Here is a 16,497-nt window from a genome sequence, read left to right as displayed (position 1 = left end):
ACAGAGATAGCGCAATATATCGAATCCTATGTTCAGATTTTTTGAACAAGGCACGGATGCCTCAGATGTGGTACTCTAAGGCAATACTTCAAAAGAGATTTTCCCGGCAGAGCTCTGCCCGATAACGCTATGACAGAACAACAAAAAATCACCTTCCCCCAGCTTTATCAACAGCTCGACGGCCTGATGCTGCGCGATAAAACGCGCTTCGCCCGCCGTCTGCACGGTGTGAAGAAGGTTAAAAATCCTGAATCGCAACAGGCCATCCTCCAGGAGATGGCGCAGGAGATAAGCCAGGCAGCCGGTAAAGTCCTGCTGCGCGAAGCGGCGCGTCCGGCCATCACCTATCCTGAAAACCTGCCGGTTAGCCAGAAAAAACAAGAGATTCTCGAGGCGGTGCGCGATCACCAGGTGGTGATCGTCGCCGGAGAGACCGGTTCGGGTAAAACCACCCAGTTGCCAAAAATCTGCATGGAGCTGGGCCGCGGGCTGAAAGGGCTGATTGGCCATACCCAGCCGCGTCGTCTGGCCGCGCGAACCGTCGCCAACCGTATCGCCGAGGAGCTGCAAACGGAGCCGGGCAGTTGCATCGGCTATAAAGTTCGCTTTAGCGATCACGTTAGCGACAACACCATGGTCAAGCTGATGACCGACGGTATTCTGCTGGCGGAGATCCAGCAGGATCGCCTGCTGATGCAGTATGACACCATCATTATTGATGAGGCGCACGAGCGCAGTCTGAACATTGATTTTCTGCTGGGCTATCTGAAAGAGCTCCTGCCGCGCCGCCCGGACCTGAAAATCATCATTACCTCGGCGACCATCGACCCGGAACGTTTCTCAAAGCATTTCAATCATGCGCCCATTATCGAAGTCTCCGGGCGGACTTACCCGGTGGAAGTCCGCTACCGGCCGATAGTGGAAGAGGCGGACGACACCGAGCGCGATCAATTACAGGCGATTTTTGATGCGGTTGACGAACTGGGGCGCGAAGGGCCCGGCGATATTCTGATCTTTATGAGCGGTGAGCGGGAAATTCGCGATACCGCTGATGCGCTGAATAAGCTGGATCTGCGCCATACTGAAGTGCTGCCGCTGTATGCCCGCCTGTCCAACAGCGAGCAGAACCGCGTCTTCCAGCCGCACAGCGGACGACGCATCGTGCTGGCGACCAACGTGGCGGAAACTTCGCTGACCGTGCCGGGCATTAAATACGTTATCGATCCCGGTACTGCGCGTATCAGCCGTTACAGCTACCGCACCAAGGTGCAGCGCCTGCCGATCGAGCCGGTTTCCCAGGCGTCCGCCAACCAGCGTAAGGGCCGCTGCGGCCGCGTCTCGGAAGGGATCTGTATTCGTCTTTATTCGGAAGACGATTTCCTGTCGCGCCCGGAGTTTACTGACCCGGAAATTCTGCGTACCAACCTGGCGTCGGTCATCCTGCAGATGACCGCCCTGGGCTTAGGCGATATCGCCGCCTTCCCGTTTGTCGAAGCGCCGGATAAGCGCAATATCCAGGACGGCGTGCGCCTGCTGGAAGAGCTGGGCGCCATCACCACCGATGAGCAGGCCACCGCCTATAAGCTTACGCCGATGGGCCGCCAGCTCAGCCAACTGCCGGTGGATCCCCGTCTGGCGCGCATGGTGCTGGAGGCGCAGAAGCACGGCTGCGTGCGGGAAGCGATGATCATCACCTCCGCGCTGTCGATTCAGGACCCGCGCGAGCGGCCGATGGACAAACAGCAGGCCTCCGATGAGAAGCACCGCCGCTTCCACGATAAAGAGTCCGATTTCCTCGCCTTCGTCAATCTGTGGAACTACCTTGGCGAGCAGCAGAAGGCGCTGTCGTCGAATCAGTTCCGCCGCCAGTGCCGGGTCGATTTTCTTAACTATCTGCGCGTGCGCGAGTGGCAGGACATCTACACCCAGTTGCGCCAGGTGGTGAAAGAGCTCGGCCTGCCGATCAACAGCGAGCCGGCGGAATATCGCGAGATCCATACTGCGCTGCTGACCGGTCTGCTGTCGCACATCGGCATGAAGGATGCCGATAAGCAGGAGTATACCGGTGCGCGTAACGCCCGCTTTTCCATCTTCCCGGGGTCCGGTCTGTTTAAAAAGCCGCCGAAGTGGACGATGGTGGCGGAACTGGTGGAAACCAGCCGGCTGTGGGGGCGCATCGCCGCCCGCATTGAGCCGGAGTGGGTCGAGCCGGTCGCGCAGCACCTGATCAAGCGCTCATACAGCGAACCGCACTGGGAGCGGGCGCAGGGCGCGGTGATGGCGACGGAGAAGGTCACCGTCTACGGCCTGCCGATCGTTGGCGCACGCAAGGTCAACTACAGCCAGATCGACCCGGCGCTGTGCCGCGAACTGTTTATCCGCCACGCGCTGGTGGAGGGCGACTGGCAGACGCGGCATGCCTTCTTCCGGGAAAACCTGAAGCTGCGGGCGGAAATCGAAGAGCTGGAGCATAAATCGCGCCGCCGCGACATCCTGGTGGATGACGAAACCCTGTTCGAGTTCTACGACCAGCGCATTAGCCACGACGTCATCTCCGCCCGTCATTTTGATGCCTGGTGGAAGCAGGCCAGCCGCGAAACGCCAGACTTGCTCAATTTTGAAAAGAGCATGCTGATTAAAGAGGGGGCGGAGCAGGTCAGCAAGCTGGACTACCCGAACTTCTGGCATCAGGGGAATCTCAAGCTGCGGCTTAGCTACCAGTTTGAACCGGGCGCCGATGCCGATGGCGTGACGGTGCATATTCCGCTGCCTCTGCTGAACCAGGTGGAGGAGGCCGGATTTGAGTGGCAGATCCCAGGCCTGCGTCGCGAGCTGATTATCGCGCTGATAAAATCGCTGCCGAAGCCGGTGCGGCGCAATTTCGTCCCGGCCCCTAACTATGCGGAAGCGTTTCTCGGCCGGGCGACGCCGCTTGAGCTGCCGCTGCTTGATTCGCTGGAGCGTGAGCTGCGTAAGATGACCGGCGTGACCATCGACCGCGAGGCCTGGCAGTGGGATCAGGTGCCCGATCACCTCAAAATCACCTTCCGGGTGGTAGATGACAAAAACAAGAAGCTGCAGGAAGGGCGCTCGCTGCAGGCGTTGAAAGACGCGCTGAAGGGCAAAGTTCAGGAGACGCTGTCGGCGGTGGCCGATGACGGCATCGAGCAGAGCGGGCTGCATATCTGGAGCTTTGGTACGCTGGCGGAAAGTTACGAACAGAAACGCGGCAACTATAAGGTGAAAGCCTGGCCGGCGCTGGTGGACGAGCGCGACAGCGTGGCTATCAAGCTGTTTGATAATCCACAGGAACAGCAGCAGGCCATGTGGCGTGGTCTGCGCCGCCTGCTGCTGCTCAACATCCCGTCGCCAATTAAGTATCTGCACGAAAAACTGCCGAACAAAGCCAAGCTTGGGCTCTATTTTAACCCGTACGGTAAAGTGCTGGATCTGATTGACGATTGCATCTCCTGCGGCGTTGATAAGCTTATCGACGAGGCGGGTGGTCCGGTGTGGACGGAAGAGGGCTTCAGTCAATTGCACGATAAAGTGCGAGCCGAGCTCAACGACACGGTGGTGGAGATCGCTAAACAGGTCGAGCAGATCCTCACCGCGGTGTTCAATATCAACAAACGGCTGAAAGGCCGCGTGGATATGACCATGGCGCTGGGGCTGTCGGATATCAAAGCGCAGATGGCGGGTCTGGTGTATCGCGGTTTTGTCACCGGCAACGGTTTCCGCCGTCTTGGCGATACGCTGCGTTATCTGCAGGCGATTGAAAAGCGTCTCGAGAAGATGGCTATCGATCCGCACCGCGATCGCGCACAGATGCTGAAAATTGAGAGCGTGCAGCAGGCGTGGCAGCAGTGGCTGAATAAGCTGCCGCCGAACCGCCGTGAGGACGACGATGTCCGGGAGATCCGCTGGATGATCGAGGAATTGCGGGTGAGCTTCTTCGCCCAGCAATTGGGCACCCCGTATCCCATCTCGGACAAACGCGTCCTGCAGGCGATGGAACAGATCACGCCGTAATCCCCTCATTCCCCAGCCCGGTGGCGCTGTGCTTGCCGGGCGGGGGCATATCCTGAGGCTGATACTCATCAGTACGCCGCACCCGATAATCTTCCCGCCCCGGATGTGGCCCATACTGGTTCTCCCGGACGTAAAATTAACGGATTCTGAAAATCAACCCGGTGGCTTGGGGAACCTGCTTTATTGGCGTATGTTTAGCCTCGCTTTGCCGGATAAACAGGACACGGAGTCTATTTTTACGATGATGGCTATGTACAGACTATTTATGCTGGTGTCGGCCATTCTTGTTATTACGGCGTGTAAGCCTTTCGTTGACGCTTTTTCCTGTGATGAAACACAGCGGGCGATCAACGATGCCAATTTTTTTATTTTGACCTATCTTCCGCCGCTCAATGGTGAGGTGCAGAGCGTAAAAATTGACGGTAGCCAAAATAACGACGCAGGCACGCTGCGTTTTGCCCGGTGCCGCCGGCTGGAACGTTACGAGCGAGCAAAAACTTTTAATACCGCGAATGACTCCACGATAGTCAGAGATAATGTTCACTGGCGAAATGATAAAGGATGGATGCGGGAATATATCCGACAGACCCGGAGCGCGACGGGAAATATCAGAAAAATGGTCATGCGTGAGCAGTTCTACACCGATAATCTCGGGCGCATTGTACGTTCAGATAATCTACTCGTGTCGCAGCAACCGCCCAAAGCCATGAGCACAACCACCTATCACTATGACGACCGCCACCGGCTGGTGCGTAAAACGGTCAATGGCGGCATGATGGCCATGCTTGCTGTCAATTATCGCTACGCGGAAGGGCATTTAAGCCGCATTGCCGACTCGGATGCGACCACGACGCTGCGTTGGGATGAAAAAGGGCGGTGGTTATCCGAGGAAAGAACCACCACGTATAGTACAAAACACCAGTCGCGCTGTTTAGGCTGGGACCCCGAGGGGAACTGTACCGGGGAATATGGCGAGTATGAAGGATACGGCGGAAAAAGCGAAGCGTCTCTGCACTATCAGTATACGTATTATCCCCAATGATCGTCAGCGGACGAATGCCGCTGGTGACGCGTCCCGGCGCGGGTTTTCTCCCTCTCCCTGGGGGAGAGGGCCGGGATGAGGGCATCAGGCCGCCCGGATCTTACCCATTCACCAGCGCCAGCGTAAACCCATCCCATCCCTTGATGCCCACCGTCTGCAGCGCGGTGGCAGTGAGCCGCGGGTTATCCCCGATCATTTCGATAAACCGACGCACGCCCTGCACGCGCGCATCATCGCTTTGTCCGTTAATCACTTCGCCATCGCGCACCACGTTATCGCCCACGATCAGCGTCCCGGGGTGCGAATAGTGCAGCGCCCACTCCAGATAGCGAGGATTATTTGGTTTATCGGCATCAATAAAGATCAGGTCGAACGGCTGCACATCCGCGAAATTTTCCAGCGTGTTCAGCGCCGGTCCTTCAATGAGTTCAATGCGCTCGTTTAGCCCCGCAAGGCGGATATTCTGGCGCGCCACCCCGGCATGGCCAGGATCGGCCTCGAGGGTAATCAGCTTTCCGTCGGCGGGCAGCGCGCGCGCCATCCAGATAGCGCTATAGGCGCCGAGCGTGCCAATTTCCAGGATCCGCCGCGCCTGCGTTATGCGCACCAACAGCGCCAGAAGTTGCCCCTGATTGGCCGCAACATCATGTTCAGGTAGCCCGGCGCGTTTGTTGTTTTCCAGTACCTGACTCAGTATGTCATCTTCAGGAATAAGCGAAGAAATCATGAAATTATCGACGGCAGACCACTGTTGTTGCATAGATTGACTCCCTGGTGGTTGTTGCCGGGTAGCGCTGCGCTACACCGGCCTGAATATGGGTTTCTGCGCTCTCCACGGTTGTGGACCGGCGCGCAGAGGGTATTCACGCGTTCATCCAGCCGCCTCCCAGCGCCCGGTACAGATCGATCTGCGCCAGCAGCAGGTTGTTCTTCACCTGCACTACGCTAAGCTGGGTGGAGAACAGCGTTCGCTGGGCATCAAGCACATCCAGATACGAAGAGTAGCCGTTACGGTAGCGGTTCTGCGCAATGCGCAATGTTTCCTCCGCCACCGCCACCTGCCCCTGCAGTTCGGTCAGCTGTTCACCGTAGCGGCTAATGGCGTCAAGGCTGTCATTCACCTCTTTGAACGCGCCGCGCACCGTTTTCTCGTAGCTATAGAGCGCCTGGTTGCGCTGGGCCATGGAGACATCCACCTGGGCATTTAACGCCTGGCGGTTAAGCAGCGGCGCCAAAATACTGCCGCCGACGCTCCACAGCCGCAGCGGGTTGTCCAGCAGGTCCGGCAGTGTACGATCCTGCAGGCTGCCGGTGGCGGTGAGGTTGATAGACGGCAGCAGCTGCGCCTGCGACGAGGCCAGGGTGGCATCGGCGGCCACCAGCTGACGCTGAGCCTGTACGATATCCGGGCGGCGGTTGAGTAAGGTGGACGGCAGTTGCGACGGCAGACGCAGCGGAGTGAGCTGGGCGAACTCGCCGCGTTTTACCGCGCCGGGGTTATCACCCAGCAGCACGCTGAGCGCATTTTCCTGCTGCGCAATCTGGTGCTGTAGCGGCGGGATCTGCGCCCGCGTTGAGCGCAGCTCCGAATCTGCCTGCATCAGCTCAAGGCGTGAAGTATACCCGGTTTCAAACTGACGCTTCGCCAGGCGCCACGCGTCTTCCCGTGATTTCAGCGTCTGTTGGGTAACCCGCAGCTGCTCATCCAGCGACAACAGGGTCACGTAGCCGACGGCCACCGAGCTGGCGACGCTCAAATTGGCCGCGGCTGCAGCGGCTTTTTGCGCCTCGAGGCTGGCTCCGGCGGCGCTGGCCGCGCTGCGGTTGGCGCCCCAGATATCAACATCATAGCTGGCGGTCAGGCCGCCTTTGTACAGCGTGCTATGGATCGGCAGGCCGGTGGCGGCGGACTGCGCGCGGGCGCGGGTACCGCTCAGGCTGGCGTCCAGCGAGGGGAAAAGGCTGCTGTCGGCGGCATAGGCCCGCGCCTGATACTCATTCACCCGCTCCCGGGCGATCAGCACATCGCTGTTATAGCGCAGCGCCCGGTCGACATACTGATTGAGCGTGCTGTCATGAAAATTGCGCCACCAGACGCCTTCCACCGGGCTGGCCGGGCCAACGTCGGCCCGCCAGGCGGCAGGGATGGTCAGGGTCGGCTGCGCGCGCTGCACGTCGGCGGATTGACAGCCGACCAGCGCGAGGATGACGGCAAGGGTGACCGGGCGGATCATGGCTGTTTCTCCGCGCGGGTATCAATGGTCACCTGCACCGACATACCGGGACGCAGGTGTTCGCTGTACTTCTGCCCGTCGTTGACCGTAATGCGCACCGGGATCCGCTGGGCGATCTTGACGAAGTTGCCGGTGGCGTTGTCCGGTGAGATGGCGCTGAATTCCACCCCGGTCGCCGGGGAGATGCTCTGCACCTTGCCATGGAAACGCTCACCGTTAAGCGCGTCGACGGTGAAGGTGACCGGCTGGCCGATACGCACCTCGGCAAGCTGGGTCTCTTTCAGGTTGGCGATCACCCAGTGCTGCGGCGGGACCAGCGAGGTCAGATGGGTTCCGGCGCTGACGTAGGCGCCAAGACGTACCGAGATCTGCCCCAGCTGGCCGCCGGTGGGGGCGATGATCTGCGTATTCTGCAGGTCGATCTGCGCCAGCTCGAGGGCGGCTTTGGCGCTGGCCACGTCGGCTTCCAGCGAATCGCGATTGACGATGGTCGATTCACGGTCCTGGCGCGACATCTCCAGCGCCGCTTTTGCCTGTTCAATATCCGCAGCCCCTTGCGCCGCGCTGGCGCGCGCCGAATCACGCTCGCGGATCGACAGCGAACCATCGGCAGTCAGCTCCTGTACCCGTTTTAAATCGGCCTGGATTTTCAGATTCTGCGCGCGGGCGTTTTGCAGCGCGGCTTCATTTTTGGCGATCGTCGCCTCGGCGCTTTTGCGCTGCTGCAGATTGTTGCGCAGCGCGGCCTCCTTCATCGCCAGATTCGCCTGGGCCTGATGCACCCGCTGCTTATAGATGCGATCGTCTATCTGGAACAGCACCTCGCCCGGCTGGACAATTGCGAAATCTTTGACGTTGACGGCGGTGATGTAGCCGTTGACCTGCGGGCTGATAAAGGTGGTCTGCCCGCGCACATAGGCGTTATCGGTAAACTGGCTATGCCGGGTGAACGGCGGCAGTTGCCAGGCGTAGAGGATCACTAATACGCCGACGAGGCCTATCGCTGCGGCGGTAAAAATGGAGACCACGCGAATGTTGTTCCGGGTGTTGGCCTGTTGTTTGGCCGCATCCTGCTGACTCATAACGACTCCAGAGATGAAATGATGATAATTATTTGCTGCCGGTGGCGCGTTTTAAGGCGATACGGGCGGTCAGTCGTAAGCGAATTAAGCGCCAGAAAACCCACACTAATGTGCCGGCGGAGATGGCCGCCGTCAGCAGATAGGTGTCATTCCAGGCGAGAATATTGGCCTGCAGCGTCGCGGCGTTTTGCAGCAGGGTGGTGGCCTGAACGTTAAGCAGGGTGCTGTCGCCGATCTGGCTCTGATACATCTGGCTATACTGCTGCAGCCGCTCGACGATCAGCGGGTTCAGGGTGGTGATCTGGTCCGCCAGCTGGCTGGAGTGAAATTTTTCCCGCCAGGTCTGGAAGGTGCCGAGGATCGCCGACCCCAGCAGACCGCCGATGTTCTGGCTCATGCCGAATAGCACCGAGAAGCTGACCAGGTTGCGCGGATCGGCAAACACGCCGCCAATGCCGGCGAGCATCGCCGGGGCCAGAAAGAAGGCGCTGCCGAAGCCGAGTAAAAACTGGCTGAACATTAATTGTTCCGGACGGGTGAGGGCGTTGGACTGGCTGTCGAGCAGCGAGGCTACCATGATCAGCGCCAGGGCGGTGGCGGTCGGCCAGTAGAGCTTCTGCGGGTTGAGCGTCAGACAACTGGCGATGATCCCGCACAGAATGCCGGCGAAAATTGACCATGCGAGGTTAGTCATCTGTTCGTTTTGCAGACCAACGTACTGCAACCAGCCGATGACCCCGGTGTTTTGCTCCGCCAGCACGATGCGGATCAGCAGCATAATCAGGCCGAGGCGTACGATGCTGCCGCTGGAGAGCCACTTGGTATTGAGCAGGGGATTGCTGCGGTTATGCTCAAAGGCGATAGCGGCGACGATCAGCACCACCGCTGCCGCCAGCGACCAGCCGATCCACGGCGCTTCAAACCACCACTCGAGCCGCCCCAGCGACAGCACGGCGCACACCAGCGCCATGCCGGGCGCCAGCAGAAAGAAGGTGATAAAATCCTTCTTCTCGAACACCTTTTTACGATCGCTCGGCGGCAGTTTCAGCGCGATGACGCAGGCCAGCGACACCAGCGCCAGCCCCAGTTCAAAGAAGTAAAGGCCGCGCCATTCATCGATCTGCAGCAGTTCGGTGGAAAAGAGACGCGCCAGCGGAATGGCCAGCGACGAGCCGGTGATGCCGATGGTTAGCCCTTTCAGGCGGTGGCGTGCGGGCCAGGCCTGCACCTGGTAGTAGATCCCCAGCGAGCTGAGCGCCGCGGCCACCATGCCGTGGGCGGCGCGGACCATCATCGCCGAGCTGAGATCGTTGACGAACAGGTGGAAAAAGGTGACCAGCACATAGAGCACCAGAAAGCCTTCGGTAAAGGCGCGCAGCCCAAACTGCTGGCGAAATTTCACCAGCAGCAGGTTGATGGAGACGTTGGTCATGACGTACACCGCCGGCAGCCAGGCGATCTCGGTCGACCAGGCGGCGAAGGTGCCCTGCAGCAGCTGCAGGTTGGCGGTGACCACCGCGTTGCCCAGCGCGCCGGTGAGGCACACCAGCAGGCCGACCACGCCATAGGCGAGACGTTTCTGCGGACTGTGCAGCGGCGTCGAGGGCGAGCCAAGCAGGGCTGGTTTTTCATGCGGCGCCCAGTCATGCGGGGCATAGGGGTTATCCTGGCGACGGGGCATTATTTCTTCTCCACTTCGCGCAGCAGTTTTTCCAGCACCCGCTGAGTTTGCTCCCGCTCCTGCGGGGTAATCGCCGTCAGGATCTCTTCGCGCAGATCGTCCGCCACCGTTTTGACCTGCTCATACAGCGCCATTCCCTGCTCGGTGGCGACCAGCAGCCGCTTACGTTTATCGCTGGCGGTGGTGACACGCTCCACCAGGCCGAGGGCGACCAGCCGGTTGATCAGCGGCACAATGGTCGGACTCTCTACCCCCAGCTCCTGCGCCAGTTCGCTTTGCGACAGCGGCTGTGGCTGGCGGGCAATGGCCGCGACCGCCACCCAACTGGCCTGGCTCAGGCCAAGGTCCTTTAGCCGACGATTGACCGCCAGCCGCCAGTGATGGGCGGTGAGGTATAAAAGATGGGAGAAGTTAAGCTGTCGATTGTCCATAGGTCGTCTGTCAATATCGTTAGAGCTCTAACGAGTTTATGTCGGGCGACCGCCATAATTCAAGGCGAAGGAAAAAAATTGGTTAACGGTATGTGCGTTTATTGTGGCTAATAGCGATGGGTTAACCCGCGAACCCTCTACTCACTGAGGATGCTCTTATTCTGCGCCATGACCCAGGTGATAAAGGCCCGCAGCGGCACCGGAATATGTTTCCGGCTCGGGTAGTAGACGCAGAAATGGTCGGCAGGATAGTGGTAGTCGGGTAACAAACGGACCAGGCTGCCCGCGCTCAACTGCTGCGTCACCAGCGACTGATAGACAAAGGCGATGCCTAATCCGCTCTCCGCCGCCTGGATCATCGCCGTATCGGAATCAACGACCAGATCGCCTCTGACCGAAACTTCACTGGGCTCACCGCTGGGGCTAATAAACTCCCAACGGTACTTTTCACCGCTGGGAAAACAGCGGTTGATGCAGCGGAAATTGACCAGCGACTGCGGGGTGTCGGGCTCGCCGGCCTCGCGGATATAGGCCGGGCTGGCCACCGGGATCAGCGACAGCTTCTCGCCAAAGGGGATGGCAATCATATCTTTGGGCACATCCTGCGAATAGCGAATACCGGCGTCAAAACCGGACTCAATAATATTGACTTTCCGATCGGTGGTATACAGTTCGAGCGTTACATCGGGATAGGCGGTTTTAAAGGCAATAAAATAGTGTTGAAAAAACAGGTCAAGAACAATACGCGGTAAATTGACTTTCACCACGCCTTCCGGCGTCAGGCGATGATAATTCAGGCTGTCAACCACCCGGCGATAATCATTGACCACCGGCGTCATATTATTAAGAAATTCCTCACCCACGGTAGTTAATGACAAACTGCGCGTCGAGCGATTCAGCAGGCGTACGCCTAACTTTTCTTCCAGATGATTAATAGCGCTGGTGAGGGCCGGTGGTGAAAGATTTAATGCCCTGGCGGCCTGGCGAAAACTGCCATGTTTCACTATGAGTATTAATATTTCAATTTGTTGCAAATCCGGCAAGGTTTTCATTGTTAATTTCCAGCTAACACCGCGTTCGGAATAGATTAATTGTTATCAATGTAAAAGGGAAGTATATATTTAATAACATTCAGCACGTAAGGAAAATAAGGTGAAAACACGTTATCTCGGAAAAGAGAAGTTCCAGGTTTCCGCATTGGGTCTCGGATGTATGGGAATGAGTTTCGCCTACGGCGGCGCCGAGGAGTCGCAGGCGATTAATACGATTCATGCCGCGGTGGACATGGGCGTGACCTTCCTGGATTCTGCCGAAGTGTATGGTCCTTTCGATAATGAAGTTCTTGTCGGGAAAGCGATAAAAGGTATCCGCGATAAGGTGCAGATTGCCACCAAGTTTGGTTTTCGTATTTTGCCGACCGGCCAGGGACTGGAGCGGATGGCCGGCGTCGACAGTCGTCCGGAACATATTCGCGAGTCAGTGGAAGGGTCGCTGAAGCGGCTGAATATCGAGACCATCGATCTGCTCTATCAGCACCGCGTCGATCCGGCGGTGCCGGTGGAAGACGTGGTGGGCACCATGGCCGACCTGGTTAAAGAGGGGAAAATTCGCCATATCGGACTGTCGGAAGTCTCAGCCCAGACGCTGCGCCGGGCCTGCAAGGTGTATCCGATTACCGCCGTGCAGACGGAATACTCGCTGTGGACCCGCGAGCCGGAGGCCGGTATTCTCAACGCCTGCCGCGAGCTGGGGGTGGGCTTTGTCCCATACAGCCCGCTGGGCCGCGGCTTCCTGACGGGAAAAATCACCGATCCTGGCGTCTTCGCTGAGGATGATTTCCGCCGCAATCTGCCGCGCTTCCAGGCCGAGACCATGCGCAAAAACCAGCTGCTGCTTGAGCGCCTGCAGCAGGTGGCCACGCGCTATGACGCGACCCTTGCGCAGATTGCCCTTGCCTGGGTCATGAGCAAAGGCGAGGATATCGTGCCTATCCCGGGGGCGAGAAAAATTGCCCATCTGCGTGATAATGCCGGAGCCGCCAATATTACCCTCTCTCCTGAGGATATTCTCACCATCGAAGATATTTTCACTCCCGATAACGTCACTGGCTTACGCTATAACCAGGGCGACTTTAACTTAATCGAAAAATAACTCCCTGAATACTATTCTCCCGCCGTCCTGGCGGGAGATGAGGTTACTTATGACTATTGCTGTTTCCCGTTCGGCGGGATTGCCTGCGGCAGTTTATGCGCTTTCCGTGGGCTCATTTGGTATTGGTACCACCGAATTTGTGATTATGGGATTATTGCTTGATGTGGCCCATGATTTTCATATATCCATTACGCTTGCCGCCTGGTCTATTACCGCTTATGCCTGTGGGGTGGTGATTGGCGCGCCGCTCCTCACACCGCTATTAAGCCGCTACCCCAAAAAACCGGCGTTGTTATTTCTGATGATCTTATTTTCCATCGGTAATTTAGGTTGCGGTATTGCCGGTAATATGACCATACTCATTATTTTCCGGGTAATAACCGCCTTAGCTCACGCCTCATTCTTCGGCATCAGTTCGGTCTATGCCGCGGAGCTGGCGCCGGTGGATAAACGGGCTTCGGCGGTCTCCGCCGTCTTTCTCGGCGCCACCCTGGCCAATATTCTGGGCGTGCCCCTCGGCGCCTGGGTAGGGCAATACCTTGGCTGGCGCTACACCTTCTTTATGGTCACGCTGATTGGCATTCTTTCCGCCCTGGCAGTCATTGCCCTGGTGCCCGGCCGTCAGGCCCAACCGGCGGTGCAGAGTCGGATCCGCGACGAGCTGAAGGTGCTGCGCCATCCGACGGTGCTGCGCAGCCTGCTGATCACCGCGCTCGGGTTTTCCGGCGTCTTCGCCGCCTTTACCTACATTGCGCCCATGCTGAAAACCGTCACCGGGATGAGCGAACATCTCATTCCACCGGTGCTGGTGCTGTTTGGCGTCGGGATGGTCGCCGGGAATCACCTCGGCGGCCGCCTGACCGACGGTGGGGTCCGCCGGGCGCTGCTGCTGACCCTGGCCTTGCTTATCGTCGTCCTGTGCCTCTTTCCGTTCGCCATTCAGACGCTACCCGGCGCCTGCGCGGCGGTGTTTCTGCTGGGGGCGGCGATGTTCTCCACCATTCCGCCGCTGCAGATGCAGGCGCTGGACAGCAGTGAGACCGGCAAAAGCATGGTCTCCTCGTGCAATATCGCCGCCTTTAACCTCGGCAATGCCGCTGGCGCCTGGTTTGGTGGGCTGTTGCTCACCGCCGGCGTCTCCCTCTCGCATATTCCCCTGGCCGGTGCATGCCTGACCGCCAGCGGATTTGTTATCGCTAGTGTGACGTTGTCACCTTTAAAAGGAAGTCAAGCATGAAGTATCGGTATTTAGGTTCCACCGGGCTGTCGGTGTCGGAGCTCTGTTTTGGCGCCATGACGTTTGGTGAAAAAGGGGCCTTTCTCGGCGCGCCGGGACGCAACTGGTCGGAATTCGGCGTGGTGCCTGAGCATACGGCATACGATCTGGTGTACAAAGCGCTGGACGCCGGGATTAACTTTTTTGATACCGCGGACTGTTATAAAAACGGCCAGGGCGAAGAGCTGCTCGGTAACGCGCTGAAGGGGAAACGCCAGCAGGTGATTATCGGCACCAAAGGACGCTGGCAGACCGACCCCAATCCGAACGCGCTGGGGGCGTCGCGCTACCATATTATTAATGCCGTCGACGCCAGCCTGCAGCGGCTGAAAACGGATTATATCGATATCTATCATCTCCACGGGTTCGATCCGCGCACCGCGCTGGAGGATACCCTGCGGACGCTGGATGCGTTGATTCGCGCCGGGAAAATTCGCTACATCGGGGTCTCCAACTACGCGGCCTGGCAGCTGGCGAAGGCGCTGGGGATCTCAGAGCGCCTCGGACTGGAAAAATTCTGCGTCTATCAGGGCTATTACAATATCGCCGCGCGAGAACTGGAGCATGAGATTATCCCGCTCAGCGTCGATCAGAACGTCGGCATCACCGTCTGGAGCCCGCTGGCCGGGGGCTTCCTCACCGGTAAATACCCTCGCAATCAGGCGTTTCCTGAGGGCAGTCGGCTGGCGAACGCCACCCCGTTTGAGTCGGCGCCGATCGCCAATCGCGAACAAGCCTGGCAGACTCTGGAAGTGATGCAGGAGATTGCCCGTCAGCGCAACGCCAGCGTGGCGCAGGTGGCGCTCAACTGGTTGCGTACCCGCCCGGGGATCACATCGCTGGTGATCGGCGCGACCAAACTCGCCCAGCTGGAGGATAACCTGGCGGCACTGAACTGGACGCTGAGCGACGAGGAGGCGGCGATCCTCAACAGCGTGAGCGAAAAAGAGAAGCCTTATCCCTACTGGCATATCTGCAATGTCGCCGGCGATCGCCGTCTGGCCGACGATATCTACCCCTAACTCACCCTGCACCCAGGCAACACGCGTATGCCCCCCTGGGGGCATACAGAGAGGCTCGATCGTGAAAAAAGTACTCATTGTTGGCGCCGGCCCGGTAGGGTTAATCATTGGCTGCTATCTGAATAAGTATGGAATTGATTTTGATATTATTGATAAAAATACACACAGCACCACCTGGTCCAAAGCGCTGAGCGTCAGTCCGGCGACGATTAAAGCCTTCCACGGCTTAGCCCTTGCCGGGGAGCTGATCGCCCAGGGCAAGCAGGTTCAGTCAATTTACGCCTGGTATAAAAACCGCAAGTTTCTGCATATTGATAACCGCCATCTCCCCACCTGCTATCCCTTCCATGTCAGTATCCCGCAGCCGCGGACGGAGAAGATCCTTGAAACGGCGCTGGCCGAGGCCGGTCAACTGGTGAAACGCGGACATCAGCTGGTCTCCTGGCGGCGGGAGGAAGGGCGCTATCACGTCTCTCTGCTCGACGATGCCCGCCGGGCCTGTTCCGCTACCTATGACTATATTATCGGCGCCGACGGCGCGGCCAGCACCGTCCGGGAGCTGGCCGGGATTGGCTTTAGCGGCCATGATTACCCGCTGCATTTTGTGATGGCGGACGTGCAGTTCGCCAGCGCGGCGACGCTCCCGGGAACCTCTTACTATATTGACGAGCTGGGCTTTCTGATCTTTCTGCCCATGCCGGACAATCAGGTCAGGATCGTGATTAAAAGAGCCGGTCGATTACCGTCGCCGCGTCCGGTGCCGGATCTGCAGGAGATCAACGTGGCGCTGGCGCGCTTCTGCCCCGAGGTTCCTCCGGCGCAGGCGCTGACCTGGTCCTCCAGCGCCAATTTCTATAACCGGATCGCCGATGACAATCTGCAGCACAATATCATGCTGGCAGGCGATGCTTTCCATCTGTTCAGTCCGATTGGCGGGCAGGGGATGAATACCGGTATTCAGGATGCGATTAACCTGGCCTGGAAGCTGGCCTTTTACCTGCATGGCGTCGCCAGCGACCGGCTGCTGGCATCCTATCGCACCGAGCGCTTCGCCGCGGTGAGCGGCGTGCTGCATACCACCGATCACGATACCGGCCTGATTGCCGGTCTGGTGCCGAAAAATCATATCGACGCGGTCTACTTTCCGGAGTTTTGCAATCGTCACTATTATCGCCACCAGCTGCCGCTGCAGTACGCCGGCTTTGCCGCGCCGCAGTGCGCTCACCCGAACGGCCTGATGGGCCACCATGTTCCGTGGTACGTCTTTACCTCGCCGCAGGCGACGTTTCGCAACAGTTATGACGCCTTCGCCAGCGGTAAGGTCGTGGTCTTTTCCGCGCGCGTCGACTGTCCTCCCTTATCCCGCCTGAAACCTGGCGGCTGGTTTATATTCTGCGCCCTTGACCCAGCGGACGAGGCGTTTCTCGAGGCGCTACAGATTGGCCGCGATGACTATGCGGTGATCAATCCCGATGGCTATGTGGGCTTTACCGGTGGCGAAGCCGGGACATCGCAGTATCTTTCCTCGCTCTACGTAATGGAATAA

At 58.6% G+C, this 16,497-nt stretch carries 12 protein-coding genes; 6 read left to right on the top strand and 6 right to left on the bottom strand.

What is annotated here, in order from left to right; genetic code table 11:
* Positions 1-129: 129 nt before the first annotated feature.
* Together hrpA and N438_RS04440 are read left to right on the top strand one after the other, a co-directional pair.
* On the top strand, positions 130-4,032 hold the full coding sequence (hrpA, locus tag N438_RS04445) for an ATP-dependent RNA helicase HrpA (protein ID WP_116696111.1): 3,903 nt from the start codon (positions 130-132) through the stop codon (positions 4,030-4,032).
* A gap of 241 nt (positions 4,033-4,273) precedes the next feature.
* Positions 4,274-5,074 (top strand): hypothetical protein, encoded by an 801-nt coding sequence (locus N438_RS04440; RefSeq protein ID WP_227670275.1) that lies wholly within the window; start codon positions 4,274-4,276, stop codon positions 5,072-5,074.
* Between the two features lie 100 nt (positions 5,075-5,174).
* On the opposite strand, the gene N438_RS04435 is transcribed toward N438_RS04440, so the two are convergent.
* The 6 genes from N438_RS04435 to N438_RS04410 all read right to left on the bottom strand — a co-directional run bounded on the left by N438_RS04435 (position 5,175) and on the right by N438_RS04410 (position 11,554).
* On the bottom strand, positions 5,175-5,834 hold the full coding sequence (locus tag N438_RS04435) for an O-methyltransferase (RefSeq protein ID WP_116696109.1): 660 nt from the start codon (positions 5,832-5,834) through the stop codon (positions 5,175-5,177).
* 103 nt (positions 5,835-5,937) lie between these two features.
* Positions 5,938-7,308 (bottom strand): efflux transporter outer membrane subunit, encoded by a 1,371-nt coding sequence (locus N438_RS04430; protein ID WP_012968356.1) that lies wholly within the window; start codon positions 7,306-7,308, stop codon positions 5,938-5,940.
* A complete protein-coding gene (locus N438_RS04425) occupies positions 7,305-8,390 on the bottom strand; it encodes an HlyD family secretion protein (protein WP_116696108.1) in 1,086 nt (361 codons plus the stop codon). The genes N438_RS04430 and N438_RS04425 overlap by 4 nt, the downstream gene beginning before the upstream one ends.
* A gap of 28 nt (positions 8,391-8,418) precedes the next feature.
* Entirely contained in the window at positions 8,419-10,071 is a 1,653-nt protein-coding gene (locus N438_RS04420; protein WP_008805106.1) for an MFS transporter, read from the bottom strand.
* Entirely contained in the window at positions 10,071-10,502 is a 432-nt protein-coding gene (locus tag N438_RS04415) for a MarR family transcriptional regulator (protein WP_008805105.1), read from the bottom strand. The genes N438_RS04420 and N438_RS04415 overlap by 1 nt, the downstream gene beginning before the upstream one ends.
* Before the next feature lie 137 nt (positions 10,503-10,639).
* Positions 10,640-11,554 carry a LysR family transcriptional regulator gene (locus N438_RS04410; RefSeq protein WP_023322523.1) on the bottom strand — a complete coding sequence of 305 codons (915 nt, stop codon included), beginning with the start codon at positions 11,552-11,554 and terminating at the stop codon, positions 10,640-10,642.
* A gap of 100 nt (positions 11,555-11,654) precedes the next feature.
* Between N438_RS04410 and N438_RS04405 the strand changes: the two genes are divergently transcribed.
* The 4 genes from N438_RS04405 to N438_RS04390 all read left to right on the top strand — a co-directional run bounded on the left by N438_RS04405 (position 11,655) and on the right by N438_RS04390 (position 16,497).
* Complete coding sequence (locus tag N438_RS04405) at positions 11,655-12,653, top strand: aldo/keto reductase (protein WP_032732908.1); 999 nt, start codon at positions 11,655-11,657, stop codon at positions 12,651-12,653.
* 49 nt (positions 12,654-12,702) lie between these two features.
* Positions 12,703-13,890 carry an MFS transporter gene (locus tag N438_RS04400; RefSeq protein ID WP_116696107.1) on the top strand — a complete coding sequence of 396 codons (1,188 nt, stop codon included), beginning with the start codon at positions 12,703-12,705 and terminating at the stop codon, positions 13,888-13,890.
* Positions 13,887-14,951, top strand: a complete 1,065-nt coding sequence (locus N438_RS04395) for an aldo/keto reductase (protein ID WP_008805101.1) — start codon at positions 13,887-13,889, stop codon at positions 14,949-14,951. The genes N438_RS04400 and N438_RS04395 overlap by 4 nt, the downstream gene beginning before the upstream one ends.
* 61 nt (positions 14,952-15,012) lie before the next feature.
* Positions 15,013-16,497, top strand: a complete 1,485-nt coding sequence (locus N438_RS04390; protein ID WP_116696106.1) for an FAD-dependent monooxygenase — start codon at positions 15,013-15,015, stop codon at positions 16,495-16,497.

It is taken from the genome of Klebsiella sp. GL120222-02 (assembly GCF_003097195.1).
GTDB lineage: Bacteria > Pseudomonadota > Gammaproteobacteria > Enterobacterales > Enterobacteriaceae > Klebsiella > Klebsiella variicola.
This window is presented reverse-complemented; position numbering and strand designations above follow the sequence as displayed.